The 24,563-nt window shown below is 69.8% G+C and carries 25 protein-coding genes; 13 read left to right on the top strand and 12 right to left on the bottom strand.

Annotated features, from left to right (window positions below; genetic code table 11):
• Positions 1–295 precede the first annotated feature (295 nt).
• The 8 genes from C516_RS0103700 (at position 296) to C516_RS0103735 (ending at position 8,997) form a co-directional block, all read left to right on the top strand.
• Positions 296–1,378: a PilT/PilU family type 4a pilus ATPase gene (locus C516_RS0103700; protein ID WP_018717020.1), complete on the top strand. Its 1,083-nt coding sequence runs from the start codon at positions 296–298 to the stop codon at positions 1,376–1,378.
• A gap of 73 nt (positions 1,379–1,451) precedes the next feature.
• Positions 1,452–3,020, top strand: coding sequence for a glutamate--cysteine ligase (gene gshA / locus C516_RS0103705; RefSeq protein WP_018717021.1), 1,569 nt, complete (start codon positions 1,452–1,454; stop codon positions 3,018–3,020).
• 268 nt (positions 3,021–3,288) lie between these two features.
• Positions 3,289–3,948 carry an ABC transporter permease gene (locus C516_RS0103710; RefSeq protein ID WP_018717022.1) on the top strand — a complete coding sequence of 220 codons (660 nt, stop codon included), beginning with the start codon at positions 3,289–3,291 and terminating at the stop codon, positions 3,946–3,948.
• Between the two features lie 20 nt (positions 3,949–3,968).
• The gene (locus C516_RS0103715) at positions 3,969–5,093 is read left to right on the top strand and encodes an ABC transporter ATP-binding protein (protein ID WP_018717023.1); all 1,125 of its coding nucleotides are present in this window, start codon (positions 3,969–3,971) and stop codon (positions 5,091–5,093) included.
• A gap of 3 nt (positions 5,094–5,096) precedes the next feature.
• Complete coding sequence (locus tag C516_RS0103720) at positions 5,097–5,834, top strand: ABC transporter permease (RefSeq protein WP_018717024.1); 738 nt, start codon at positions 5,097–5,099, stop codon at positions 5,832–5,834.
• A 29-nt stretch (positions 5,835–5,863) separates the two neighbouring features.
• Positions 5,864–6,745 (top strand): glycine betaine ABC transporter substrate-binding protein, encoded by an 882-nt coding sequence (locus C516_RS0103725; RefSeq protein WP_018717025.1) that lies wholly within the window; start codon positions 5,864–5,866, stop codon positions 6,743–6,745.
• A gap of 90 nt (positions 6,746–6,835) precedes the next feature.
• Positions 6,836–7,681, top strand: coding sequence for a nitrilase-related carbon-nitrogen hydrolase (locus C516_RS0103730; protein WP_018717026.1), 846 nt, complete (start codon positions 6,836–6,838; stop codon positions 7,679–7,681).
• Positions 7,678–8,997, top strand: a complete 1,320-nt coding sequence (locus C516_RS0103735; protein ID WP_018717027.1) for an MmgE/PrpD family protein — start codon at positions 7,678–7,680, stop codon at positions 8,995–8,997. The genes C516_RS0103730 and C516_RS0103735 overlap by 4 nt, the downstream gene beginning before the upstream one ends.
• A 23-nt stretch (positions 8,998–9,020) precedes the next feature.
• Here C516_RS0103735 and C516_RS0103740 read toward each other — a convergent pair whose 3' ends face one another.
• Complete coding sequence (locus tag C516_RS0103740) at positions 9,021–9,908, bottom strand: LysR substrate-binding domain-containing protein (RefSeq protein WP_018717028.1); 888 nt, start codon at positions 9,906–9,908, stop codon at positions 9,021–9,023.
• Between the two features lie 121 nt (positions 9,909–10,029).
• Between C516_RS0103740 and C516_RS0103745 the strand changes: the two genes are divergently transcribed.
• From C516_RS0103745 to C516_RS0103755, 3 genes are all read left to right on the top strand, one after another.
• Positions 10,030–10,914: a HalD/BesD family halogenase gene (locus C516_RS0103745; protein WP_018717029.1), complete on the top strand. Its 885-nt coding sequence runs from the start codon at positions 10,030–10,032 to the stop codon at positions 10,912–10,914.
• A gap of 22 nt (positions 10,915–10,936) precedes the next feature.
• The gene (locus C516_RS0103750) at positions 10,937–12,208 is read left to right on the top strand and encodes a M24 family metallopeptidase (protein WP_040409210.1); all 1,272 of its coding nucleotides are present in this window, start codon (positions 10,937–10,939) and stop codon (positions 12,206–12,208) included.
• Positions 12,209–12,309: 101 nt separating this feature from the next.
• Entirely contained in the window at positions 12,310–13,323 is a 1,014-nt protein-coding gene (locus C516_RS0103755) for a GlxA family transcriptional regulator (protein ID WP_018717031.1), read from the top strand.
• A gap of 5 nt (positions 13,324–13,328) precedes the next feature.
• On the opposite strand, the gene C516_RS0103760 is transcribed toward C516_RS0103755, so the two are convergent.
• From C516_RS0103760 to C516_RS0103795, 8 genes are all read right to left on the bottom strand, one after another.
• Positions 13,329–14,279 (bottom strand): calcium/sodium antiporter, encoded by a 951-nt coding sequence (locus C516_RS0103760; RefSeq protein ID WP_018717032.1) that lies wholly within the window; start codon positions 14,277–14,279, stop codon positions 13,329–13,331.
• A gap of 72 nt (positions 14,280–14,351) precedes the next feature.
• Positions 14,352–14,801, bottom strand: a complete 450-nt coding sequence (locus tag C516_RS0103765; RefSeq protein ID WP_018717033.1) for a DUF488 domain-containing protein — start codon at positions 14,799–14,801, stop codon at positions 14,352–14,354.
• Complete coding sequence (locus tag C516_RS0103770) at positions 14,798–15,112, bottom strand: hypothetical protein (protein WP_018717034.1); 315 nt, start codon at positions 15,110–15,112, stop codon at positions 14,798–14,800. Before C516_RS0103770 ends, C516_RS0103765 begins: the two co-directional genes overlap by 4 nt.
• An 81-nt stretch (positions 15,113–15,193) precedes the next feature.
• Entirely contained in the window at positions 15,194–16,453 is a 1,260-nt protein-coding gene (locus C516_RS0103775; RefSeq protein WP_018717035.1) for a TRAP transporter large permease, read from the bottom strand.
• On the bottom strand, positions 16,453–16,959 hold the full coding sequence (locus C516_RS0103780) for a TRAP transporter small permease (protein WP_018717036.1): 507 nt from the start codon (positions 16,957–16,959) through the stop codon (positions 16,453–16,455). Before C516_RS0103780 ends, C516_RS0103775 begins: the two co-directional genes overlap by 1 nt.
• A gap of 57 nt (positions 16,960–17,016) precedes the next feature.
• Positions 17,017–18,021: a TRAP transporter substrate-binding protein gene (locus C516_RS0103785; RefSeq protein WP_018717037.1), complete on the bottom strand. Its 1,005-nt coding sequence runs from the start codon at positions 18,019–18,021 to the stop codon at positions 17,017–17,019.
• 146 nt (positions 18,022–18,167) lie between these two features.
• Positions 18,168–18,836: a peroxiredoxin gene (locus tag C516_RS0103790; protein ID WP_018717038.1), complete on the bottom strand. Its 669-nt coding sequence runs from the start codon at positions 18,834–18,836 to the stop codon at positions 18,168–18,170.
• 186 nt (positions 18,837–19,022) lie between these two features.
• Positions 19,023–19,559 (bottom strand): PadR family transcriptional regulator, encoded by a 537-nt coding sequence (locus C516_RS0103795; RefSeq protein WP_018717039.1) that lies wholly within the window; start codon positions 19,557–19,559, stop codon positions 19,023–19,025.
• 83 nt (positions 19,560–19,642) lie between these two features.
• Between C516_RS0103795 and C516_RS0103800 the strand changes: the two genes are divergently transcribed.
• Positions 19,643–20,041, top strand: coding sequence for a DUF2306 domain-containing protein (locus C516_RS0103800; protein WP_018717040.1), 399 nt, complete (start codon positions 19,643–19,645; stop codon positions 20,039–20,041).
• 4 nt (positions 20,042–20,045) lie between these two features.
• On the opposite strand, the gene C516_RS0103805 is transcribed toward C516_RS0103800, so the two are convergent.
• The gene (locus C516_RS0103805) at positions 20,046–21,461 is read right to left on the bottom strand and encodes an MBL fold metallo-hydrolase RNA specificity domain-containing protein (protein ID WP_018717041.1); all 1,416 of its coding nucleotides are present in this window, start codon (positions 21,459–21,461) and stop codon (positions 20,046–20,048) included.
• A 24-nt stretch (positions 21,462–21,485) separates the two neighbouring features.
• Complete coding sequence (gene dsbG / locus C516_RS0103810; protein WP_018717042.1) at positions 21,486–22,283, bottom strand: thiol:disulfide interchange protein DsbG; 798 nt, start codon at positions 22,281–22,283, stop codon at positions 21,486–21,488.
• Positions 22,284–22,506: 223 nt separating this feature from the next.
• Between dsbG and C516_RS0103815 the strand changes: the two genes are divergently transcribed.
• Positions 22,507–23,523, top strand: a complete 1,017-nt coding sequence (locus C516_RS0103815; protein WP_018717043.1) for a hypothetical protein — start codon at positions 22,507–22,509, stop codon at positions 23,521–23,523.
• 30 nt (positions 23,524–23,553) lie between these two features.
• On the opposite strand, the gene C516_RS0103820 is transcribed toward C516_RS0103815, so the two are convergent.
• Complete coding sequence (locus C516_RS0103820) at positions 23,554–24,540, bottom strand: ribose-phosphate diphosphokinase (RefSeq protein ID WP_018717044.1); 987 nt, start codon at positions 24,538–24,540, stop codon at positions 23,554–23,556.
• Between the last annotated feature and the right edge of the window lie 23 nt (positions 24,541–24,563).

A 24,563-nucleotide genomic window follows, 5' to 3' on the forward strand; every position in this document is an offset into this window, starting at 1 on the left:
GCCTCACCACGACATTGCTCGCGTTTTGCGTCATCGGGCCGCGCCGGTGTGAACGCGCATTGCCGCCCGCCGAACCGCTAACGCACGCCAATACCCCCGGGACGCCCGACGCGAGGGACCGCGGCGGGACCGGCGGCACACAGGCAGGGACCGCGCCCCGGCGACCGCTTGGCACCGCAGGTGCCGCAGTGCTGTGACCCGCGTCACGTGAGGCGCTATCATGTCGCGGCAATCCAGGCTTGCCGCCGATGCCGGGGCGCACGGAGTCCGCCGGACCGCGGCGAAGGAAACGAGGATGGAGCTGGACCGATACCTGCAGCTGATGCCGAAGCACAACGCCTCGGACCTGTTCTTCAGTGCCGGGGCGCCGGTAGGGATCCGCATCGACGGGCGCATCCGGGCAATCGAACCGGACCGCAAGCTGGCCGCCGACGAGATCGAGCGGCTCGCGCACTGGGTGATGACCGAGCCGCAGCGCGAGGAGTTCGAGCGGGAATACGAGATCAACCTGGCCTACTCGCCCCGGGGGCTCGGGCGCTTCCGCGTGAACATCTACCGCCAGCGCGGCTCCGTGTCGATGGTGATCCGCTTCATCACCCACGAGATCCCGGACCTGGAGGCGCTGAACCTGCCCACGCGGCTGCGCGAGCTGGTGCTCGAACCCCGCGGGCTGGTACTGGTGGTCGGCGCGACGGGCTCCGGCAAGTCCACCACCCTCGCCTCGCTGATCGACTACCGCAACACCCAGCACTCCGGCCACATCCTTACGGTAGAGAACCCCATCGAGTATCTCTACCAGCACAAGCGCTGCATCATCGACCAGCGCGAGATCGGGCTGGACACTCACTCCTACGAACGCGCGCTGGCCAACGCGATGCGCGGCTCGCCGGACGTCATCCTCATCGGCGAGATCCGCGAGCGCGAGACCATGGCGCACGCCCTCGCGTATGCCGAGACCGGCCACCTGTGCCTGTCCACGCTGCACGCGAACAACGCCAATCAGACCCTGGACCGCATCCTCAACTTCTTCCCGGAGACGGCGCACCACCAGCTGCGCAACGACCTCTCGCAGCACCTCTGCGCCATAGTCAGCCAGCGTCTCATCCCGGCCCGCGAGGGCGGGCGTGTGCCGGCCGTTGAGATCCTGCTCAACACCCCATATGTCTCAGACCTCCTGGAGCGCGGTGAAATCGACGAGCTCAAGGAGGCGATGAAGCAGGGCCTCGAAGACGGCATGCAGACCTTCGACGAATCCCTCTATCGCCTCTACGAGGCAGGCCAGATCACCCGCGAGTCGGCGCTGGAGCACGCCGACTCGCGCAACGACCTCGGCCTGCGCATCCGCCTCGGAGACGGCGGCGGCGACCTCGGCGAATGACCCGTAGCCGGCGGCGTCCATGACACCGCCGCGCCACCCGCACCGAACACGGCCGCGAGGATACCGATCACTCATGAACGCCAGCTCTAACGACCGCGCCCGCCGACTCCTCGACGGTGACGCCCCCCTGATGCTTCGCGACAGCCACAAGGGGCTGGAGAAGGAAAGCCTGAGGGTCACCCGCGACGGCACCATCTCGCAGACCTCCCATCCGGCCTCCCTGGGCTCGGCGCTGTGTCATCCGTGGATTACCACGGACTACTCGGAGGCGCTGCTGGAGTTCATTACCCCGCCGTATCCCACGACCCGGGAGACTGTTTCCTTTCTCACCGACGTCCACTGTTTCACCTACCACAACATCGGTGACGAGCTGCTGTGGGCGACGAGCATGCCGTGCATCGTCGGCGGCGAGGCGAGCATCCCCATCGCCGAGTACGGCCGCTCCAACGTCGGGCGCATGAAGCACGTCTACCGCCACGGCCTCGACTGGCGCTATGGCCGCGCCATGCAGGCCATTGCCGGCATCCACTTCAACTACTCGTTCAGCGACGGCTTCCTGGCCGCCGTGCAGGCCGCGGACGGTGACACCCGGCCGGCAAAGGAATACCGCTCCGGCGCCTACTTCGCACTGATCCGCAACTTCCAGCGCTACGGCTGGCTGGTGCCCTACCTGTTCGGCGCCTCGCCGGCGATCTGCCGCTCGTTCACCCACGGGGAGAACCTGCACTTCGAGACCATGGGCAAGGGCACGTTCTACGAGCCCTGGGGCACATCGCTGCGCATGAGCGACATCGGCTACAAGAACAAGGCACAGGCCGGGCTGTCGGTCTCCTACAACGACCTCGACAGCTACGTGCGCGACCTCACCGCCGCCATCTCCACGGAGGATCCGGAGTACGCGCGCATCGGCACCCATGTCGACGGCGAATGGCGCCAGCTCAACACCAACATCCTCCAGATCGAGAACGAGTACTACAGCTTCGTTCGCCCGAAGGCGGTGGCGAACTCCGGCGAGCGCCCCACCACGGCACTGCGCCGCGCCGGCGTGGAGTACGTCGAGATCCGGGCACTGGACCTCAACCCGTTCGAGCCCGTGGGTGTGGACGTGCCCCAGCTGCTGTTCATGGAGACGCTGCTGCTGTTCTGCCTGCTCCAGGACAGCCCCCCCATCGACGCCCACGAGCAGGGACGGATCAACCACAACCAGGGACTGGTGGCGCGCAAGGGCCGCGAGCCGGGGCTGGTGCTCTACCGCGGCGACGGCAGCGAGGTAACCCTCACGGACTGGGCCCGCGAGCTCTTCGACGCCCTGGCGGCGCCTGCACGCATGCTCGACGCCCACACCGCCGACGCCCCTTACACCGCCGCCCTCGCGGAATACCGGCGGCGCGTCGAAGACCCGGCGCTGACCCCCTCCGCGCGGGTGCTCGCGGAAATGCGCGAGCACGACGAGGACTTCATCGAGTTCGCCATGCGGGTATCCCGCGCCCACGAGCACACCTTCAAGAGCACCCCGCTCGACCCCGGGCTGGCCGAACGTTTCGAGGCGGCATCGCGGGAATCCCTCGCCGAGCAGGCGGCAATCGAAGCGGACGACACCGTCTCCTTCGAGGACTACGTGGCCCACTACTTCGGCCACTGAACGGCCCCAACCCGGACCCATTTCATCCGGGTTCGGGTTGATTCAAATCATGGATATTTCCGTCCGTCCATGAGTCAAGTGCCATATATGTCGGCTGCATATCCTTATGTGGCGCATATGTCGCATTATCCCCAGCCCCTCCCCGCTAACCTGAGTTCACGCTGAAGACGCGCCGGCACAAGCGCGCCCCGCGGCGGCCCCCGTGCAACCGCCCGCGGAAGAATACGCCCACCCCGTGGACAACCCGCGTGAACGGAGGGGTCGATACTTGGACATCATCACCTTCATCGCCGACAACGTCGACGTGCTGGTCAACCGCACGATCGAGCACATCGCCCTCGTGGCGGTCGCCGTCGGCCTGGCCGTCGCCACCGGTGTGCCGATCGGCATCGCCATTACCCAGAGTCAGCGCGTCGCCAACATCGTGCTCTACATCGCCTCCATGGTAATCACCGTCCCGTCCATCGCGCTGTTCGGCGTGATGATCCCGATCCTCTCGACCATCGGCCAGGGTATCGGCTACGTGCCGGCGGTGATCGCCGTACTGCTCTACTCGCAGCTGCCGATCATCCGTAACACCTATACCGCCATCAACGACGTCGACCCGGCCCTGCGCGAGGCGGCCCGGGGCGTGGGCATGAGTCCGATGCAGCGGCTGCGCATGGTCGAAATCCCGCTGGCGGTTCCGGTGATCATGGCCGGCGTGCGCACCGCCGTGGTCATGAACATCGGCGTGATGGCCATCGCCACCTACATCGGGGCCGGGGGCCTGGGGACCTTCATCAGCCGGGGCATCAGCCAGACCGATCCGCGCCAGCTCATCGTCGGCGCCGTCGCCGTGAGCCTGCTCGCGATCGCCGCCGACTTCGGCCTGCTCGGCCTGCAGCGGCGGCTCACGCCGCGCGGGCTGCAGCGCGCCGGGGGCTGAACAACGACAAGGGGAGCCGAATGATCCGCATCGAGAATCTGACCAAGGTCTTCGAGACGCCGGAGGGACCGGTAACCGCCGCCGACCACATCACCATGGACGTGCCGGACGGTGAGATCTGCATCCTCCTCGGCCCCTCCGGCTGCGGCAAGACCACCACGCTCAAGATGATCAACCGCATCATCGAGCCCACCTCCGGCCGGGTGTCCATCAACGACGAGGACACCACCGGCATGAACACCACGGACCTGCGCCGCAGCATCGGCTATGTAATCCAGCAGATCGGGCTATTCCCGAACATGACCATCGAGGAGAACATATCGGTGGTGCCGCGACTGCTCGGCTGGGACCGCAAGCGCACCCGCGAGCGGGCGCGGGAGCTGCTGGACATGGTCGCCCTCGACCCGTCCGCGTTCATGGGCCGCTACCCCGGCGAGCTCTCCGGCGGCCAGCAGCAGCGCGTGGGCGTGATCCGCGCGCTCGCCGCAGACCCGCCGGTGCTGCTGATGGACGAGCCCTTCGGCGCCATCGACCCGATCAACCGCGCGGTGATCCAGGACGAGTTCCTGCGCATGCAATCGGAGCTGAACAAGACCATCCTCTTCGTCAGCCACGACATCGACGAGGCGATCAAGATGGGCGATCGCATCGCCATCTTCCGCGCCGGCCGGCTGGTACAGTACGACCGCCCCGACGACCTCCTCGCCCATCCGAAGAACGACTTCGTGGAGAGCTTTTTCGGCGAGGACCGCGCCCTCAAGCGCATGCAGCTGGCCCGGGTGCGCGACGTCATGGAGGACGACGTACCGGTGGTCCGCCACGACGATGACCTCCGCCGGGCCCTCGAGCTCATGGACGAGCGCGGCTACCACTACGCCATCACCCTGGTGAACGAGCACCACCAGCCGGTGGGGATGGTCATGCGCTCCACCGCCGAGACGCGCCGCGGCAAATGCGGCGAGCACTATTACGGCGTGGATGCCCTCGCCCACCTGGACGACGACCTGCGCAAGGTCGCCTCGCTGATGTTCTCCCACGACACGACCTGGCTGGCCTGCGTCGACGAAGACGGGCGCCTGGCGGGCACCCTCACCCAGCGCGGGATCACCCGCTACCTGGGCGCGACCTACCGGCCGCAGGAGTAAGCCATGCTGTTGCAGTCACCGCAGAGACTCTTCTACGGGACCGCGCTGGTGGTGATGTTCCTGCTCGGGGTGTGGACCGAGGGCAGCGGGTTCATCGACGAGTTCCTCTACTACCGCGGCGATATCACCTACCTGCTCGGCCAGCACATCGAGCTGATGCTGATCTCAGGGGGACTGGCGATCACCTTCGCCGTGCCCGTGGGCGTGCTCCTCAGCCGGCCGCGCTTCGCCCGCGTGGCGGAACCCGCGATGCAGGTACTCAACATCGGCCAGACCATCCCGACCCTGGCGGTGCTGGCGCTGTCGATGACGCTGCTCGGCATCGGTCGCGTCCCTGCGATCTTCGCGCTGTTCGTCTACACCATCCTGCCGATTGCCCGGAACACCTACGCCGGGATCAAGGCGGTGCCGCCGCACATGAAGGAGGCCGCCGCCGGCATGGGGATGAGCGCCACGCAGATGCTCTTCCGCGTGGAGCTGCCCAACGCGCTGTTCGTGATCTTCGCGGGCATCCGCATCGCGCTGTCGGTGAACGTCGGCACCGTGCCGCTGGCGTTTCTCATCGGCGGCGGCGGGCTCGGCGAACTGATCTTCACCGGCATCGCCCTGGACCGGCCCGTGATGATGCTCGCCGGCGCGATCCCCACGGCCGCCCTCGCCGTGGTGGTCGACATGGTCGTCGCCGCGGTGGCGTTCCTCACCGTTCCCAAGGGGGTCAATCCGCTGCGAAACCCCGCCTGACGAGACCGAAGCCAATCAGGAGAACTACCATGCTACGCAAGCTCGTTACCGCCACCGTCGCCGCCGGGCTGCTCGCCCTCGGCAACAACGCCTCCGCCGAGATCGTCGTCGGCGGCAAGGGATTCACCGAGCAGCTCCTGCTCGCCTCCATGACCGCCCAGTACCTCGACGCCCAGGGCTACGACGTCGACAAGCGCGACGGCATGGGCTCCACCGTCCTGCGCAAGGCCCAGACCAATGGCCAGGTCGACCTCTACTGGGAGTACACGGGCACCTCGCTAATCACCTACAACAAGGTCGAGGAAGACCTGGGGCCCGAGGAGACCTACGAGCGGGTCAAGGAGCTCGACGCCGAGAAGGGTCTGGTCTGGCTCGCGCCATCCGACGCCAACAACACCTACGCGCTCGCCATGCGCGAGGACGACGCCGAGAAACGCGGCATCGAGACCCTCTCCGACCTCGCCGACGCGGTCAACGGTGGCGACGAGATCACCATCGCCGTGAACGCCGAGTTCTATGCGCGACCGGACGGCTTCAAGCCCATGATGCGCGCCTACGGCTTCCGCGTGCCGCGCGGCGACATCAAGCGCATGAACTCCGGGCTGACCTACTCCGCGCTCAAGGAGGGCGAGGTGGACGTGGCCCTGGTGTTCGCCACCGACGGGCGCATCCCGGCCTTCAACTTCCGCGTGCTCAACGACGACCGCAACTACTTCCCCTCCTATGCCCTCACGCCGGTGGTGCGCAAGGACACCCTGGAGGCGAACCCGAAGCTGCGTGAGCAGATGAACGCCCTGTCCGCGCTACTCGACGACGACACCATGGCGGCACTGAACGCCCGCGTGGACGTCGACAAGGAGAGCATCGAGCGGGTCGCGGAGGACTTCCTCAACAAGCACGACCTCATGTGAGGTCCGCAGCCGCAGCGGCGGGCCGCCGGTCCGCCGCCTTCGTCCGCCGCGAAGACCGACCCTGCAATTCCGCCACCACGCCGGAGCACCATGACCGAACAGACCTCCCTCCTCGCCGGCGCGGCCCAGATCGACTGCGCACTCGGCGAGCCCGACACCAACCTCGACCGGCATCTGGAATGGATCGCCCGGGCACGGGCCGGGGGCGTCGGCCTGCTCGTCTTCCCCGAGCTCTCGCTCACCGGTTACGGCCTCGGGCGGCGCGTACCGGAGGTGGCCATGCACCGGGACCACCCCCGCCTGGCGCGGCTCGCCGAGGCCGCCAACGGGATCACGGTGGCCGCCGGCTTCGTCGAGGCGGCCTCGCCGGGCGAGTACTACAACGCCCTGGCGATCGTGCGTGACGGCGAGCTGGTCGCGGTCCACCGCAAGCTCAACCTGCCGACCTACGGCGGCCTGGAGGAAGGCAAGCACTTCCACGCCGGGCGGGCGCTCACCGAGGTGGCGCTGGACGGCGGCTGGCGCGGCAGCCCCCTGATCTGCGCCGACCTCTGGAACCCGGGGCTCGTCCACGCCGCCATGCTCGCACGCCCGGAGGTGCTCATCGCACCGGTAAACTCCGCCAGCGGGATCGTCAGCGAGTCGTTCTCCAACGAGCGCAACTGGCTGACCAATATCACCTTCTACGCCATGACCTATGCCACGCCGGTGATCATGGCCAACCGCTACGGCCCGGAAGGCGACAGCCACTTCTGGGGCGGCAGCCGGATCCTTGACCCGCGCGGCGAGGTCCTCGCCGCCGCCGACGACGGCGAGGCGCTGGTGACCGCGCAGCTGGACCGCGAGGCCATCGCCCGCGCCCGCTACGACATGCCCACGCACCGCGACGCCAACACCCCGCTGGTGCGCCGGCTGCTGGAGTACGGTGACCGATGAGCACCGACGATATCGCCGGCTGGGCCCTCGGCCTGCGACCGGGCGACCTCCCGCAGGCCGCGCTCGCGGAGGCCCGGCGCTGCCTGCTCGACACCCTCGGCGTGGCCGCCGGCGCGACGTGCACGCGGCTGGGCGGCATCGTCGCCGCGTTCGCCCGTGCCCAGATGCCCGGCGCCGTACCGCTGCTGTTCAGCCCCGGCACTGCGTCCGCCGTCGGCGCGGCGCTGCACGGCGCCGCCCTCACCGACGCCCTGGACGCCCACGACGGCCAGGTGCTGACCAAGGGCCACGTCGGCGCCGCCCTCGTCCCCGGCCTCCTCGCCCTCCCGGACGCCGCCGCCGTCGACGATGGCGAGCTGCTCACCCGTATCGCCGCGGGCTACGAGATCGCCACCCGGGCGGGCATCGCGCTGCACGCCACCGCCCCGGACTACCACACCTCCGGCGCCTGGAACGCCCTCGGCGTCGCCGCCGTGGCGGCCCGGGCCCTCGGGCTCGACACCGCGGCCACCGCCCACGCCCTGGGCACGGCGGAGTTCTACGGCCCGCGGAGCCAGATGATGCGCTGCATCGATCACCCCACCATGGTCAAGGACGGCTCGGCCTTTGGCGCGATGGCGGGCGTGAGCGCGGCCTTCCTGGCGCGGGAGGGCTTCACCGGCGCCCCGGCCGCAACCCTCGACGACCCGGCAGTGTCGGAAATCTGGGACGACCTGGGCCAGCGCTGGCGCATCGGCGAGCAGTACCGCAAGGCCTACCCGGTCTGCCGCTGGGCCCAGCCCGCCGTGGAGGCCGTGCGCAGCATCGCCGGGGAGATCCCGGGGGACCCCGCGGCCATCCGCCGCATCGTCGTGGAGACCTTCCACGAGGCGGGCCGCCTCGCGGTGGCCGCCCCGGCCACCACCGAGGAGGCCCAGTACAGCCTGCCGTGGTCGGTGGCCTGTGCCCTTGGCGGCGGCATCGGGGCGGCCGACGTGGCCGACGCCGCGCTGGATGACCCGGCGCGCCGTGCGCTCGCCGCACGGGTAGCGGTGACGGAACGCGAGGACCTCAACGCCCGCTTCCCCCGGGAACGCTGGGCCGCGGTGCGGATCGAGTGCACGGACGGCCCCGTTATCGCGAGCGTGCCCTGCGAGGCGCGCGGCGACTGGGAGCGGCCGCTCGGCGACGACGAGCTCGACGCCAAGTTCCACCGGCTCGCCGCCCCCGTGCTCGGCGCCGCCCGGGCGAACGCACTGGCGGAGGCCATCCAGGGCCTCTCGCCGGGCCGGCACGGGGGAGCTGCAGCGGTTCGCGCCCTGACGGAGGCACCGTGATCACGTGGCGCCACGATGGAGCGCTACCGCGCCGGTGCGGTCGGCGCGGTCACGGTCTCCACCCCCTCGGTGTGGGCGATCGAGCCCATCAGGGCGTCCACGAACGCATCCGTCGCCGCCGGCAGCACACCCGGGGCGCGGTGCAGCTCGATATCCACGTGGGGCAGCGCCGGCAGGCCATGGCGCGTATCGAGGATGCGGCAGCCCTCGGGCACGGAACGCGGGGTCTTCACCGTCACCGCGAGCCCGGCCTGCACCGCCAGGTTGATCCCCGTCGGGCTCTGGCTGGTGTACACCACCCGCCAGTCCCAGCCCGCCCGGCTGAGCGCGGAGAACGCCTGCGCACGATAGGTGCAGCCCTCCGGGTTGACCGCCATCGGCAGGGGCGCCCCCACCGGCGGCACGAAGCCCTCCGCGGCCACCCACACCAGCGGCTCGCGGGCGACCACCTCGCCGGTCTTGGTATGGCGGTGACGCACGGCCAGGGCGAGGTCCAGCTCGCCCTCCTCCAGCCGCCGGATGAGCACCGGACTCATCTCGCAGATGACCTCCAGGTGGAGCTCCGGGTGGGCGCGGGTGAAGCCGGCGAGCACCTCCGGGAGATACGCGAGCGCCTGCTCCTCGGAGAGCCCGAAACGCAGCTGCGACGCCTCCGCACCCTCGCCCACCGCGCCCACCGCCTCCTCCTGGAGCCGGAGGATACGCCGGGCATAGGGCAGGAAGGTGCCCCCGGCCTCGGTCAGCCGCACGGAGCGGCTAGTGCGCTCGAACAGCGCCTCCCCCACGCGCTCTTCCAGGCGCTTGATCTGCAGGCTAACCGCGGACTGGGTCCGGTTCAGCCCCTTGCCGGCCGCGCTGAAACCGCCACTCTCGGCGACCGCGATGAAGGCACGAAGGAGTTCAGTGTCCATCGGAAACGCCCTATCAATGATATATCGCAATCGAACATATTAAATTAAATCGTTTCACTTATCGATTCACCATCCCTAGCCTGATTCACGAATCCTTGCAGAGGACGAGAGAGGACCTCCCATGAGTGTCGCCAAAGAACAGATGAAGCAGACCGACGGCATCGACGCCATCATCGACCTGGAGCGCCACCCGATCCACGACCTGGACGGCGAGGCCGGTCAGGCGCTGATCGAGCGCTGCCGTGCCCAGCTCGCCGACGACGGGTGCGTCGTGCTCAAGGGCTTCATCCGCCCCGAGGCGCTGGCCGCGATCCGCGACGAGACCCGCGAGCTCGCCCCGCGGGCGCACTACAACGAGACCCACACCAACCCGTACAACTCCGACGGCGATCCGGCGCTGCCGGACAACCACCCCAAGAACGTCTTCGGCGACCGCACCAACGGCTTCGTCGCCGGCGACCTGATCGCCCAGGACACCGCGGTGCGCCGCGTCTACCACAACCCGGACTTCCAGCGCTTCATCGCCGCGGCGATGGACGAGCCGGAGCTCCACGAGTACGCCGACCCGCTCGCGGGGCTGGTGATCAACGTGCTGCGCGACGGCTGCCAGCACCCGTGGCACTACGACACCAACGAATTCATTGTCACGATGATGACCCAGCGGCCGGAGCAAGGCGGCGACTTCGAGTACTGCCCGCAGATCCGCAACCCAGAGGACGAGAACTTCGAGGGGGTGCAGCGGGTGCTCGAAGGCGATCGCAGCCCGATCAAGACCCTGTCGCTGGAGCCCGGCGACCTGCAGATCTTCTACGGCCGCTACTCGCTGCACCGCGTCGCCCGCGTGCACGGCGACGTCGAGCGGCACACGGTGATCTTCGGCTATGCCCGCGAGCCCGGGTTCATCGGCCGCGCCGAGCGCGCCAAGCGCATCTTCGGGCGCATGGCCCCCATCCACGAGCGCCAGCTCGAGGAGGGCCTGGAGCGCAGCGACAAGCTCGCGGACTGATCAGGAGGCCATCGTGGACGACATGACCCACCCGCACGTCGATCTGCCCGACACCGGTCGGCCGCTCACCCCGTCCGGCCCGGTGGGCAACTACGACAGCGTGCCCATGAGCTTCGAGCCCCGCGCCCTGCGCGCCGGGCGCCTGCGCCGGCTGCGCGAGATGATGGCGGAGAAGGGCTACGCCGCCGTGGTGCTCTTCGACCCGTACAACCAGCGCTACGCCACCGGCTCGCGCAACATGTTCGGCTACTTTCTGCGCAACTCCACGCGCTACATCTACGTGCCTCAGGAAGGCCCGGTGATCCTGTTCGAGTACCCGGGCAGTGCCCACGTCTCCACCTGGCTGGAGACCATCGACGAGTCGCGCACCTCCAAGGTCGTGTGGTCGGCGGTGAACCAGCGCGACAACCTCAGCGCCGACCCCTTCGCCCGCGAGATCGCCGACCTGGTGCGCGCCCACGGCCGCGGCAACGTCCGGGTCGGGCTGGACCGCTGCTCTCACCTGCTCGCCCTCAACCTCGAGGCCCAGGGTCTGGAGGTGGCCGACTGCATGCAGGACACCCTGCACTGCCGGCGGCTGAAGACCCGTGAGGAGATCGCCTGCCTGGCCCAGTCGATGGCCGCGAGCGAGGCCGCCGTGGCATCGGTGGAACGCGGCATCCACCCCGGCGTCACCGAGACCGACCTGTTCGCCTCCATGTACGGCGAGGTGATCCGCGGCGGCGGCGAGTTCATCGAGACCCGGCTGCTCTCCTCCGGGCCGCGGACCAACCCGTGGTTCAACGAGGCCAGCGACCGCGTGATCCGCCCCGGAGAGCTGGTGGCCCTGGACACCGACACCATCGGCTGCAACGGTTACTACTCGGACTTCTCGCGGACCTTCCACGTCGGCCCCGGCCGCCCCTCCGGCTATCAGCAGAGCCTCTACCAGATGGCCTGGGAGCAGGTGCACCACAACATCGACATCCTCCAGCCGGGGATGAGCTACCGCGAGATCGCCGAGCGCGCCTGGCGCATCCCCGAGCGCTTCCTCGACCGGCGCTACCCGTCGATCATCCACGGCGTCGGCATGCACGGCGAGACGCCGCTGGTGGCCCACTCCGTGGACTTCGACCGCTTCACCGGCGACGGGGTGCTCGAGCCGGGCATGGTCGTGAGCGTGGAGAGCTACATCGGCGAGGTGGACGGCCCGGAGGGCGTCAAGCTCGAGGAGGAAGTGCTGATCACCGACACCGGCGTCGAGATGATCTCCAAGTACCCCTTCGACGAGGCCCTGCTCGGCCGCCACGTCTGAACCGCCCACGCGCGGATGGCATACTGGGGGCTGCGGGCCCCGATCCGGCCGTGGCACGGCGGATCGGGGCGCTCCCTCGCCGAGACAGGCCGGAACCCACCATGAACGCGACCGACACGGAGACCGCCGAACCGCAGGACGCGGGCGCACCGGCCCCGCGCCAGATGGGCTTTCTGCTGCTGCCGCAGTTCTCGATGATCTCACTCGCCGCAGCGATCGACCCGTTGCGCATGGCCAACCGCCTCTCCGGGCGGCACCTCTACGAATGGCCGCTGTACTGCCCGGGTGACGCCCCGGTGACGGCGAGCAACGGGATGCTCTTCCGCCCCACGCGGCGATTCGGTGACGGCGAGGGCCTGTCCGCGCTGTTCGTGGTCGCCGGCTACGACGCCGCCGCGGTGGAGAGCCCCGACATCACCCAGTGGCTGCGCCAGCTCGCCCGTGCCGGCATCACCCTGGGCGCGACCTCCACCGGCACCCTGCTGCTCGCCCGGGCCGGACTGCTGCAGGACCGCCGGTGCACCATCCACTGGGAGAACGCCGACAGCCTGCGCGAGGAATTCCCGCGGCTGCACGTCACCAACGAGCTCTACGAGGCCGACGAGGGCGTGCTCACCTGCTCCGGCGGGGTCGCCGGCCTGGACATGATGCTCGAGCTCATTGCCCGGGACCATGGCGAGGCGCTCGCCAATGCGGTCGCCGAGCAGGCCATCCACCCGAGCATCCGCCCCGCCCACGCCGCCCAGCGCATGTCTCTGGAGGCCAAACACCGGATCCGCCATCCGCGGCTGCTGCGCGCCGTGGAGATCATGCGCGCCCACCTGGACGAGCAGCTCCCCGCCCGGGAAATCGCCGAAAGCGCGGGCATCTCACCGCGCCAGCTCGAGCGGCTGTTCCGCCGCCACTTCGACCGGACGCCGCGGCAGTTCTACCTGGAGCTGCGCCTCGACCGGGCCCACGACCTGCTACGCCAGTCGACGCTGAGCATCCTCGAGATCGCCTCCGCCTGCGGGTTCTCGTCCTCGTCCCACTTCGCGCGCTGCTACCGCCGGCGCTTCGGACGCTCCCCCGGCGCCACCCGGAGCGGACGCGGGGACGGCGCCGTCGCGCGCTGACCGCCTCAGGTCATGCCGAGGGACACGTACACCGCGTAGCCGGCAAGCAGCAACGCCCCTTCCCAGCGGGCGAGCCCGAGCCGGGTGGCGAGAAAGGCGACCACCGCCACGGCAGCGGCGATCATCACCCACTGGTCCACCGCAAGGATCCGGGGTGCCGCCGACAGCGGATGGATCAGCGCGGTAACGCCCAGGATCCCCAGCAGGTTGAACAGGTTGCTGCCGAGGATATTGCCCACGGCCACATCCGCCTGTCCGCGGAGCGTGGCGAGCAGGGAGACGGCGAACTCCGGCAGCGAGGTCCCCACCGCCACGACCGTCAGGCCGATTACCGCCTCGGGGACGTCGAGCGCCCGGGCCAACGCGATCGCCGAGATCACCAGCAGCCGCGCCCCGCCCACGAGCAGCGCAAGCCCGCCGATCAGGGCAACGAGCGCCCGCCCCCGTCCTCCACGCAGCGCCGGAACCGACGCGGCCTCGTCACGGTGCACCGCCGCCGAGGCGGCACCGTGGTAGGTCTCGGCCACGTAGGCCCAGGCCAGGTAACCCAGGAGCGCCAGGACCAGCACGGCACCGTCACCCCGCCCGATACCACCACCGAGCAACAGTACCGGCAACGCGAGGCTCGCGGCGAGCATGCCAACGCCGTCGCGCCACAGGGCGCGGCGGGACGTCGCGAGTGGCGCGAGTAGCGCGCATATGCCGAGGATCAGCAGGACGTTGGCGATGTTGCTGCCCACCACGTTGGCGAGCGCGATGTCGGGGCGGGCCTGGAGGGCGGCATCCAGGGAGACGGTGAACTCGGGCGCGGAGGTTCCGAAGCCGACGATCACCAGCCCGGCGAGCAACGGCGAAACCCCGGTGCGGCGGGCCAGCGCGAGCGCGCCACGCACGACGAACTCGCCGCCCAGTGCCAGCAGCACGATCCCCCCGATGATCCCCAGCAGCGCAGTCATGCCCCCGGCCCCGTGGCAGCGATCGCCCCCCGGATTACCGCAGAAGCCGTGGCCGCGGGCAAGTACGGACACTCAGCGCGAAGAGGTATCGGGACCCCCGCCGCGTTCGAACTGCGCGGCATAGCAGACCGGCGAGGCGGGCTCGTCCGGCGCGTACCAGGCCGCGAACTCCTCGGCGAGCACCTCCGCAAGCGCGACCGCCTGGTTGTGCTCCCGGTCACGGGCCGAGAACACGAGCGTGATCCGACCGGCCGCACAGCGCTCCACCAGGGCCCGCAACGCCTCCGGCGCGTTCCCGAGCTCTGCACGGTAGCGCTCGCGAAAGCCGGGCCAGCGCTCGGGATCGTGGCCGAACCAGCGCCGCAGGTCCGTGGAGGGGGCAAGATCGCGCGCCCACTCGTCCAGCGCGAGATCGGCCCGGCGTATCCCGCGAGGCCAGACCCGGTCGACGAGCACCCGGTAGCCGTCGTCGTCGGCCACCGGGTCATGGGCACGCTTGAGGCGTATGTCCGGTGCCGTCACCGCGGCCCCAGGGCAAGGAAGAAAACGACCAGCACCGTGTTCAGCGCCCAGGCGGCGGTGAGCAGCCGGGCCATGTCGCCCCAGCGGGCGTTGCGCACGTTATCCGCGCTGGCCCACACGGCGGCGATGATCCAGCCCGTGTAGACCAGCAGCACGGCGTAGGCGACGGCGAGGGCCCCGCCCGGCGCGCCGCCCGTGAGCATCAGCAGGGTGATGGCCCAGAGCACGTTGCTCGGGATCACCCCGTAGAGCCAGAACACGCGCCACAGCGGCGAGTGCCCGGGGAACAGGCGAGTGGCGGTAAGGCGCATGGGTTCTCCCTCCCGGCAGACATCCGTTATATTCCAGTATCTGAAATATAGTTTACTACCGGACCATCCACAACCGGCTGTTCAGCCAGACAGCCCCAGCAGGACAGGTCCATAGACCACCAGCAGCAGGACCCCGAGCAGCACCGCCAGGTACGGCACCACCGCCCGCGCGATGCGCTCCAGCGGCTGGTCCGTGATCGAGGACGCCACGTACAGATTGATCGCCACCGGTGGTGTGATCATCCCGATGCCCAGCCCCATGACCATGATCACCCCGAAGTGGATGAGATCGACGTTCATCGCCTTGACCAGCGGCAGCAGTACCGGCGTGAGGATGATCAGCGCGCTCGCGGTCTCCACGAACACGCCGGTGACCAGGATCACCGCCGTGATCAGCAGCAGGATCACCATCGGCTCGGAGGAGATCCCGAGTACCCACTGCGCCACCTGCGTGGGGATATTCCAGTTCGCAAGCGTCCAGCTCAGCACCGCCGAGGTGGCGATCACGAACATGATCACCCCGGTGGTGAGCACCGAGCGGATCATCAGCGCGTAGATCTCGCGCAGCGTGAGGTCGCGGTAGACGAACAGCGAGACCAGCAGCGCATAGTTCACCGCCACCACCGCCGCCTCGCTGGGCGTGAACACGCCCGAGAAGATCCCGCCGAGGATGATTACCGGCGTGAGCAGCCCCCAGAAGGCGTCGCGGAAGGTACGCAGGATGTGACCCAGCGACAGCGCGCTGCCCCGCGGATAGTTGCGGTCGTAGGCCTGGGCCAGCGCGATCGCCATGAGACCGAGCCCCATGATGATGCCGGGGATGAAACCGTTGAGGAACAGCCGCGCCACCGACTGGTCGGCGAGCACGGCGTAGATGATCATCGGCACCGACGGCGGGATCACCACGCCGATGGTGCCGCTCGCCGCGATCAGGCTCGCCGCCGGGGCCTCCTCGTAGCCCTTGCGCTTGAGCTCCGGGATCAGGGTCGAGCCCACGGCCGCGGTGGTGGCCGCCCCCGAGCCGGAGATCGCGGCGAAGAACATCCCCGCGAGCACCGAGACGATGGACAGCCCGCCCTTCACGAAGCCGAACAGGGCATCGGCGAAATCGACCAGCTTGCGGCTGACCATGCCCGAGGCCATGAGGTCGCCGGCGAGGATGAAGAACGGCACCGCGATCAGCGCAAACGAGTCGGTGCCCGCGAACATCCGCTGCACCACGACCATCAGCGGGACGCCGTCGGCGGTGAGCGCGACCACCGCCCCGAGACCGATGGCCACCGCCACCGGGACACCGAGCACGAGCAGCCCGAAGAAGGCGATGAACAGCAGCGCCCCCATCAGCCCGCTCCCACGGTATCGCTGCCGCTCTCATCCCGGCCGAACAGCGTCTCGACGAGGTCCACCGCCGCGTACAGCCCCATCACCACCGCGGAACCGGGGATGACGGCGTACACCCAGGGCATGGGGATGCGCAGGGAGGCGGAGACCTGAAAGCTCTGCAGCTCCATGTACCGCCACCCGGCCACGACCACCACCGCGAAGAACGTCACCGACGCCGCGTGGGCGAACGCCCGGGCGCACCGCGCCAGGGTTCGCGGCAGCCGGTCCACCAGGACCGTGACGGCGATGTGGCGCCCCCGCTGGTAGGCAAGCGTGGCCCCCAGGAACGTGGTCCACACGAGCAGGTAACGCGCCAGCTCCTCCGACCAGCTGATCGCGTCGAAGGCGACACGGAAGACGATCTGGAGGGTGGTGACCACGATCATGCCGGCCAGGGCCAGGAAGGCGGCCGGGCGGATCACGGCGTCCAGGCCGCGCTCGACGGCCTGCAGAAGGGACAGCATGGACCTCTCCACGGCGGACCGGGCGCTCGGCCCGGCCCGCCCGGCAACGCGGTGGGCTTACTGGAGCTGCTCGCGGATGCGATCGAGATACGAGCCGAAGCGCTCGCCGTACTTCTCGTAGACCGGCTGCACGGCCTCCTGGAAGGCGGCGACGTCGGGCTCCATGACGATCTCCATGCCGTTGTCGCGCAGCGTCTGCAGCTGCTCGGCCTGCATCTCCGCGTTCATCCTGCGCTCATACTCGGCGGCCTCCTGGGCGGAGCGCTGGAGGACGTCCCGGGCCTCGGCCGGCAGGCGGTTCCAGACGTTCAGGCTCATCACGAACAGCGCCGGTGCGTAGGTGTGGCGCGTCATCGACATGTACTTCTGGGTCTCGTAGAGCTTGAACGACTCGACCACGTTGACCGGGTTCTCCTGGCCATCGATGGTGCCCTGCTGCATCGCCGTCAGCGCCTCGGTCCAGGCCATGGGCACGGCGTTGGCGCCGAGCGCGCGGAAGGTGTCGATGTAGACCGGGTTCTCCATGACCCGGATCTTCAGGCCCTCGACGTCCGCGGGCGTATGCACCGGGTGCACGCTGTTGGTGAGGTTGCGGAAACCGCGCTCGGCATAGGCGAGGCCCTTGAGGTTGACGCGCTCGAGCTCGTCGAGCAGATCCTGCCCCACCGGACCGTCCAGCACCTCGTAGGCCGCCTCGCGGGAGGGGAAGAGGAACGGCAGCTCGAACACGGCGATCTCCTCGACGAAGTTCGCCACCGGGCCGTTGGTGATCACGCCCATGTCCACGGTGCCCATCTGCATGCCCTCGAGCAGCGTGCGCTCGTCGCCGAGCTGGGCATTGGGATAGATCTCGATGGTCACGGCCCCGTCGGTGCGCTCGTCGACCAGCTTCGCGAACCGCTCGGCAGCGAGATGGAAGCCGTCCTCCTTGTTGACCACGTGAGCCAGTTTCAGGGTCACCGGTTCCATGTCCGCGAGCCCGTCCTGGGCCTGGACGGTACCTGCCACCAGGCCGGCGGTCAGGATCGCAGTGGAAAACAGCTGTTTGATCGACGGGATCATGTGCCCTCCCGGGGATTGTTTTGACTAGTGATTATTGGGAAGCGATTTACATTAGGGGAGCCGTCCCACGCGGTCAATTCGTCCGCGCGACGGCGACGGAACGCCCGGGCCGCATGGCGCGAACCGGGTGCGGCCGCCGCACCGCCCTACTCGACGATCAGGGTCTTGGCGAAATACCAGTCGGTGACGGTGTACCCGCTGTCGGCGAGGCGCTCCCCCGCCGCCTCCGAGGTTCGCGGCGGCGGGACGATCACCGGCTCGCCGGGCTGCCAGTCGGCCGGCGTGGCGACGCCGTGGCGGTCCGAGGTCTGCAACGCCTGGAGCAGGCGCAGGATCTCGTCGATGGAGCGGCCGTTGGGCATGGGGTAATAGTGCATGGAGCGCAGCACGCCGTCCGGATCGATGACGAACGTCGCCCGGACCGCCGAACGGTCCGACGCCCCGTCGTGGATCATGCCGTAGGCCCGCGCCACTTCCATCCTGGCATCCGCGATGATGGGGAAGCGCACCGCCACGCCGAATTTCTCCCGGATGGACTGCATCCACGCAATGTGGGCGAACTCGCTGTCCACGGACAGGCCCAGCAGGTCCGCACCCAGCGCGTCGAACCGGTCCTGGGCCCGCGCGAACGCCAGGAATTCGCTGGTACACACCGGGGTGAAATCGGCCGAGTGGGAGAACAGCACGAGCCAGCGCCCCCGATAGTCGGCCAGCGAGCGCTCGCCGGCCGTGGTATCCGCCCGGAAATCGGGGGCCGGCTCGTTGAGCCGTGGCGGGACACCCGGCTGCCCGCGGACCTGCTCATCCACCATCATCCGTCCTCCCCTGATGGAAACGGCGATCATGTCGTGCACCATCGGCCAACGGCGGGGCGCACACCGTCCGAACCGACACCCCCACGGGCGATGATCGGTGTCACGCAGCCCGTTACGCCGGACGCTTCCTGGCAGGCCGCTCCCGTCCCTAATTAGCGGATGACCGACCGCGGTGCAATCCCCCTGTCATCCCGGCGCGAACGCCGCCGCGAGCTCGTCGAGCCAGCCGAGCAGCCCCTCGGCGGTGACGATGCCCCGTCGCAACGCCAGATGCTGCAGCCGGTAACGGCGCGGCAGAGACGCCGGATCACTGAAGTACGCGGCCTCGATCCCCCGATAGACGGCGAGCCGGTCCCGCCAGAAGGCCCGCCGCCGGTCGATCTCCCCGAGCATGGCGGCATCGTCAAGCAGCTCGCCGGCGAAGAGCTTCACCAGGAAGGGGTCCCGTACCGTTGGCGGTGCATGGGGCTCGGCGAGCCACTCCCGCAGTGCGGCCTCGCCGGCCGGGGTGACCCGGTAGCGCTTGGCGTCCGGCCGGTCGTCGTGGGGCAGCGGCTCCATGGCGAGGGACCCGGCCTCGTGGAGCCGTGCCAGCTCCCGGTAGATCTGCTGATGGCTCGCCGGCCACACGTGCCCGAGCCGTTCGCGAAAGGTGCGCGTCAGTTCGTAACCCGTGGCCGGGCACTCCTGAAGGGCGGTCAGCAGGGCGAAACGCAGTGCCATTCGTCATCCCTTGTATGCATCCGATTGCATATCTTTCGGTCCGGTGCCAGCATTATGCAACACGTTGCACCCGGGCCCGACACATGCACCTCCAGCCGCTGCTCGCCGCCCCTGCCGTAATCCAGGTACACGTCGCCGCCGCCGTGCTCGCGCTGGCGCTGGGTATCGCGCAGTTCACGCTACGCCGCGGCGGCACCCGTCACCGCCGCGTCGGCCGGATCTGGGTCGCACTCATGGCGGTCACGGCGATCAGCTCGCTGTTCATCCACGAGCTGCGGGTCTGGGGGGACTGGAGCCCGATCCACGTCCTGTCGCTGGTCACCCTGGCAACCCTCGTTCAGGCGGTACGGGCCGTGCGCGCCGGGCATGTCCGGGCGCACCGCGCGGCAATGGTGTCGCTGTTCGCCTTCGCGCTGATCGGGGCCGGTGCGTTCACCCTGGTCCCCGGGCGGCTGCTCCACGCCGTGTTCATCGCCGGCTGAGCGGTCAGCCTCCGAGACCGGCCCCGGACGCCACGAGATCCAGGCGCTCGCCGTAGCGCATTGCGCGGGCGTGTGCCGCGCCGTCGGCCTGCAGCCGGGCGACGAGGGCGTCCTGGGCATCCGGCTCGCCGTGGACCACCGCCACCGGTGGTGCGTCCCCGAAGCCGGTGTACCAGCCGGCGAGCCCATCCTGGTCCGCATGGGCGGAGAGGCCGCCCACGGTATGCACCGTCGCCTGCACGCGGACCGTCTCGCCCCAGAGACGGATATGGCTGGCCCCGTCCACCAGTGCCCGGCCCAGGGTACCCGCCGCCTGGAAGCCGGTGATCACCACCTGTGCCTCCCGCCGCCAGATGTTGTGTTTGAGGTGGTGCTTGATCCGCCCGCCAGTGCACATGCCGCTGCCGGCGACGATCACCGCGCCGCTGCGGATCCGGTTGATGCCCATCGAGGCCTCGGTGGACTCCGACAGGCTCAGGTTCGGGAGATCGAAGAGCTCGCCGTGGGCGCGCTCGAAGGCGGCGGCACGCTCGTCGTAGAGGGCCGTGTGACGCGCATACACCCGGGTGGCCTTGATCGCCATGGGGCTGTCGAGAAAGATCTGCCAGTCGTCCAGCCCCCAATCCTCGTAGTAGCGCTTGAACATGTAGAGCAGCATCTGTGTGCGGTCGACGGCGAAGGTGGGTACGAGCACGTTGCCGCCGGCCTGGCGCGCCTCGCGGAAGATCCCGCCGAGCTCCGCCCAGGTCTCCTCCCAGCTACGGTGACGGCGGTCGCCGTAGGTGCTCTCCATCACCACGAGATCGGCCCGATCGATGGTCTCCGGATCGCGCAGGATGGGCGTGCCCGTATGGCCCAGGTCCCCGCTGAAGACGACCCGGCGCCGCGTCCCCGCCTCCTCCAGGTCCAGTACCGCAAGCGCCGAGCCCAGGATGTGGCCGGCGTCACGCAGGGTCAGCCGCACGCCGGGCACCACCTCCCGCTCCTGGCCGTAGTCCAGACCGTGGAAGCGGTGGGTCGACACTCGCGCCTCCTCGCGGGTGTAGAGCGGCTCCACCGGGCGCAGGCCCTTGCGCTCGCGCTTGCGGTTCTCCCACTGGGCCTCCTTCTCGTTGAGGTAGCCCGCGTCCTCGAGCATGATCCGGCACAGGTCCACGGTCGCCCGATGGGTGAAGATCCGCCCGCGGAACCCGCGCTTGATCAGCAGCGGCAGGCGCCCGGAGTGATCGAGGTGGGCATGGGTGAGCACCACCGCGTCGATGGACGACGCCTCGAAGGGGAACGGATCCCGGTTGTGCCGTTCGTGCCGGCGGCTGCCCTGGATCAGTCCGCAGTCCACCAGCACCCGCCGGCGGCCGACCTCGAGCAGGAAGCACGAGCCCGTCACCTCCCGCGTCGCCCCGTAGAAACCCAGCTCCATGGCCCTGCTCCCGTCTCTGTCGCGCTATTCCGGGTGAGGCCCGCCCATGGCCCGGGTGAGGTCATCGCCCCGCGGCAGCCCCTGGACGTGATGCACCTCGCCGGCGTCGTTACGGAAGACCACCGTGGGCGTGCCCCGGTACCCCAGCTCCTGCATCAGGGCGCCGTTGGCCTGTACGGCCTTGCGCGCGGCCTCCGGGATGTCGTCCCGGGGCGTGACACCGCCCTGTTCGTAGCTGCGCTCGTGGGCCTGCAGCGCCTTCGACGGATCGCCCGAGGCGAGCAGGGTCGCCGCCTTCGGGCCGCTGCTCGGGCGGATCACCCCCACCATGATGTGACGGAGCTGGACCTCGCCCGCCTCCACCCAGGGCCGGCTCGCCTGCCAGAAGCGGTGGCAGTAGGGGCAGTTGGGGTCGGTGAAGACGTAGACCACACGGCCGGCGTCCTCCGCCCCGTCGGTGATCCAGCGGCTGTCGGCGAGCCGGTCCCAGACCTTGGGATCGAGGGGCGCACGGGCGGCGCGGTCGATCACTGGCTGACTGAGGTTCTCGCCGTCCGCGTCCACCAGCGTACCGATCACCGCGTGCTCGCCGTCCGGGGTGACATAGGCGGTCATCGTCCGGCCCTGGGCCGAGATCACGTAGCCGGTCAGCCCGCCCGCGGCCTCGAACGGCTCGCCGACATCCACCCCCTGCACCGCAAGGGACTGCAGCGGGGCCGGGAGTTCGGCCGCGTGAGCCGGGGCGAGCCCCAGGACCAACCCCGCCGGGACCAGTGCGAGACGGACGAATCGCGCCAGCGCGCGCGGAATGGATCGGTGCATGCGTGTGTGCTCCTTACTCGTCTGCATGATGCGGTCGTCCCCGCGGGCGCCGCCGTTCCCTGGCAGGATGGTACCCGTGCCGGGCCGCCGGGTCAGCAGTCACCGCTCCAATCGACAGCGGGACACGCCCCTCGTTCCCGGGGGAACGTCTCGGCTATGCTCCGGAGAGGCCGTCGGCGGCAAGGGCGCCCGGCATGCCGGAACACGGAGGGACCGCGAAGGGATGTCGTCCACCGCGATCGCAGCACAGCGTGCGCACCAGCGCCGGCTCGTGGACCAGCTCGCGGGCCACGACCTCCCCGCCCCGGCGGATGCCGTCATCGAGACCCACCTCTCCTGGGTGATCCTCGCCGGCGAACGCGCGTTCAAGCTCAAGAAGGCCCTGCTCTACCCCTGGCTCGACTACGCCAGCCCGGCCGCGCGCGGGCGCCACTGCCGCGAGGAGGTGCGCCTCAACCGCCGCCTCGCCCCGACGGTCTATCTCGGCGTGGCCGCGGTCACCGCCACGGACGGCGGCCACCTGGTACTCGACGGCGATGGCCCGCCGCTGGCGTACCTGGTGGGCATGCAGCGGCTACGCGAGCGCGACTGCCTCGCGCAGCGGTTGCCCGCCGACGGTGTGCCGCCCGCCGACATCGACGCCCTCGCCGACACGCTGGCGGGCTTCTACGCCGCGCGCGCCCCGTTCACGCCGGAGCCCCATGCCTGGATCGAGGTCATCCGCGAGCACGTCGACGCGGACAGCACGGCGCTCGCCGTTCCCCGCTACGGCCTCGACCGGACGCTGATCCGCCGCGTCGCCCGCGACGTGCACGGCCTCCTGGACGACCGGGCCGACGAGATCGCTCGGCGGCTGCGCGAGGGCCGCGTCGTGGAGGGCCACGGGGACCTGCGCGCCGAACACGTGTACTTCACCCCCGGGCCCGTGGTGATCGACTGCCTGGAGTTCGACCGCGCCCTGCGGATCGTCGATCCGGCGGACGAGCTCGCCTTCCTGGCGCTGGAATGCGCCCGGCTGGGCGCCGACTGGATCGGCCCGCGGCTGCTGCAGCGTTACACGGAGGTCAGCGGTGACGCCCCCGGCGACCGCCTGATCGCGGCCTACACCGGCCGTCGCGCCCTGCTCTGGGCGAAGCTCGCGGTGTGGCACCTGGACCGGGATCCGTCACGGGACCGGGAGAAGTGGCTGGAGCGCGCCGGCGCCTACCTGACGCTGGCCCGGGAGCGGGTGCTCGGCTAGGCGCCGCAGCCGATCACCGCCAGTGCCACCCTAGTCCGCCATCATCGAGACGATGGAACCACCGGCATGCAGCCGGCGCACCGCCTCCGCCATGAAACCGGCGGTATCCACGACGCCCAGGCGGCCCGGCGGCAGCGCATCGCCCAGCCTGAACGCCGGCACGCTGTCGGTGACGAGCAGCCGCGTCAACGGCGCCGCGGCGAGGGTCCGCGCGGCGTCGCCGGTGAACAGGCCGTGACTGGCGACGGCGGTGACCGACGCCGCGCCGGCGGCATGCGCCGCCGACGCCGCCCGGGCGACCGTGCCGCCGGTGCTGATCAGGTCATCGACGATCACCGCGTCGCACCCGGCGACCTCCCCGACCAGTCGCTCCCCGGAGACCACGCCGCCGCTGCGCTTCTTCTCCATGAAGGCCATGCCGGGCGTACCACCGGTGCGCGCCTCCAGGGTCTCGCGGAAACGCTCGGCACGCTTGTAGCCGCCGGTGTCCGGGGAGACCACCACAAGGCCATCGCCCGTCCCGGCGCGGAGCAGCTCGCCGGCGAGCAGCGGGCGTGCCTCCAGGTGGATCGCGGGCACGCGGAAGGCGTTCTCGAAGGCCGCCGGGTTGTGCACGTCCAGCGCCGCCACGCGCTGTACGCCCACCGCCTCGAGCAGCGCCGCCAGGTAGCGGCTGATCACCGGGTCCCGCGGCTTGGTGCGGCGCTCCTTGCGGGCATAGGCGAGATAGGGGATGACCACCGTCAGCCTGGCCGGGTCGGCGTCCCGCAGCGCGCCCAGGAAGAAGAGCAGGCGCACGAGCTTGTCGTCGACGCCGGCACCGGGCTCGCCGTGCAGGCCCTGGACGACGTAGACGTCGCGGCCGCGCACGCTCTCCAGCGGGCGAGCCTTGTGCTCGCCGTCCTCGAAGTCCCGCTCCTCGTGACGCGCCAGCTCGATGCCCAGACACGCCGCCACCCGGGCGCCGTAATCACGCCCCGCGTCGAGGGTGAACAGCGCGATGTCGGGGTACTTCATCGTCCGCCTTCCCTGTCGCACAT

It is taken from the genome of Arhodomonas aquaeolei DSM 8974 (genome assembly GCF_000374645.1).
Classification (GTDB): domain Bacteria; phylum Pseudomonadota; class Gammaproteobacteria; order Nitrococcales; family Nitrococcaceae; genus Arhodomonas; species Arhodomonas aquaeolei.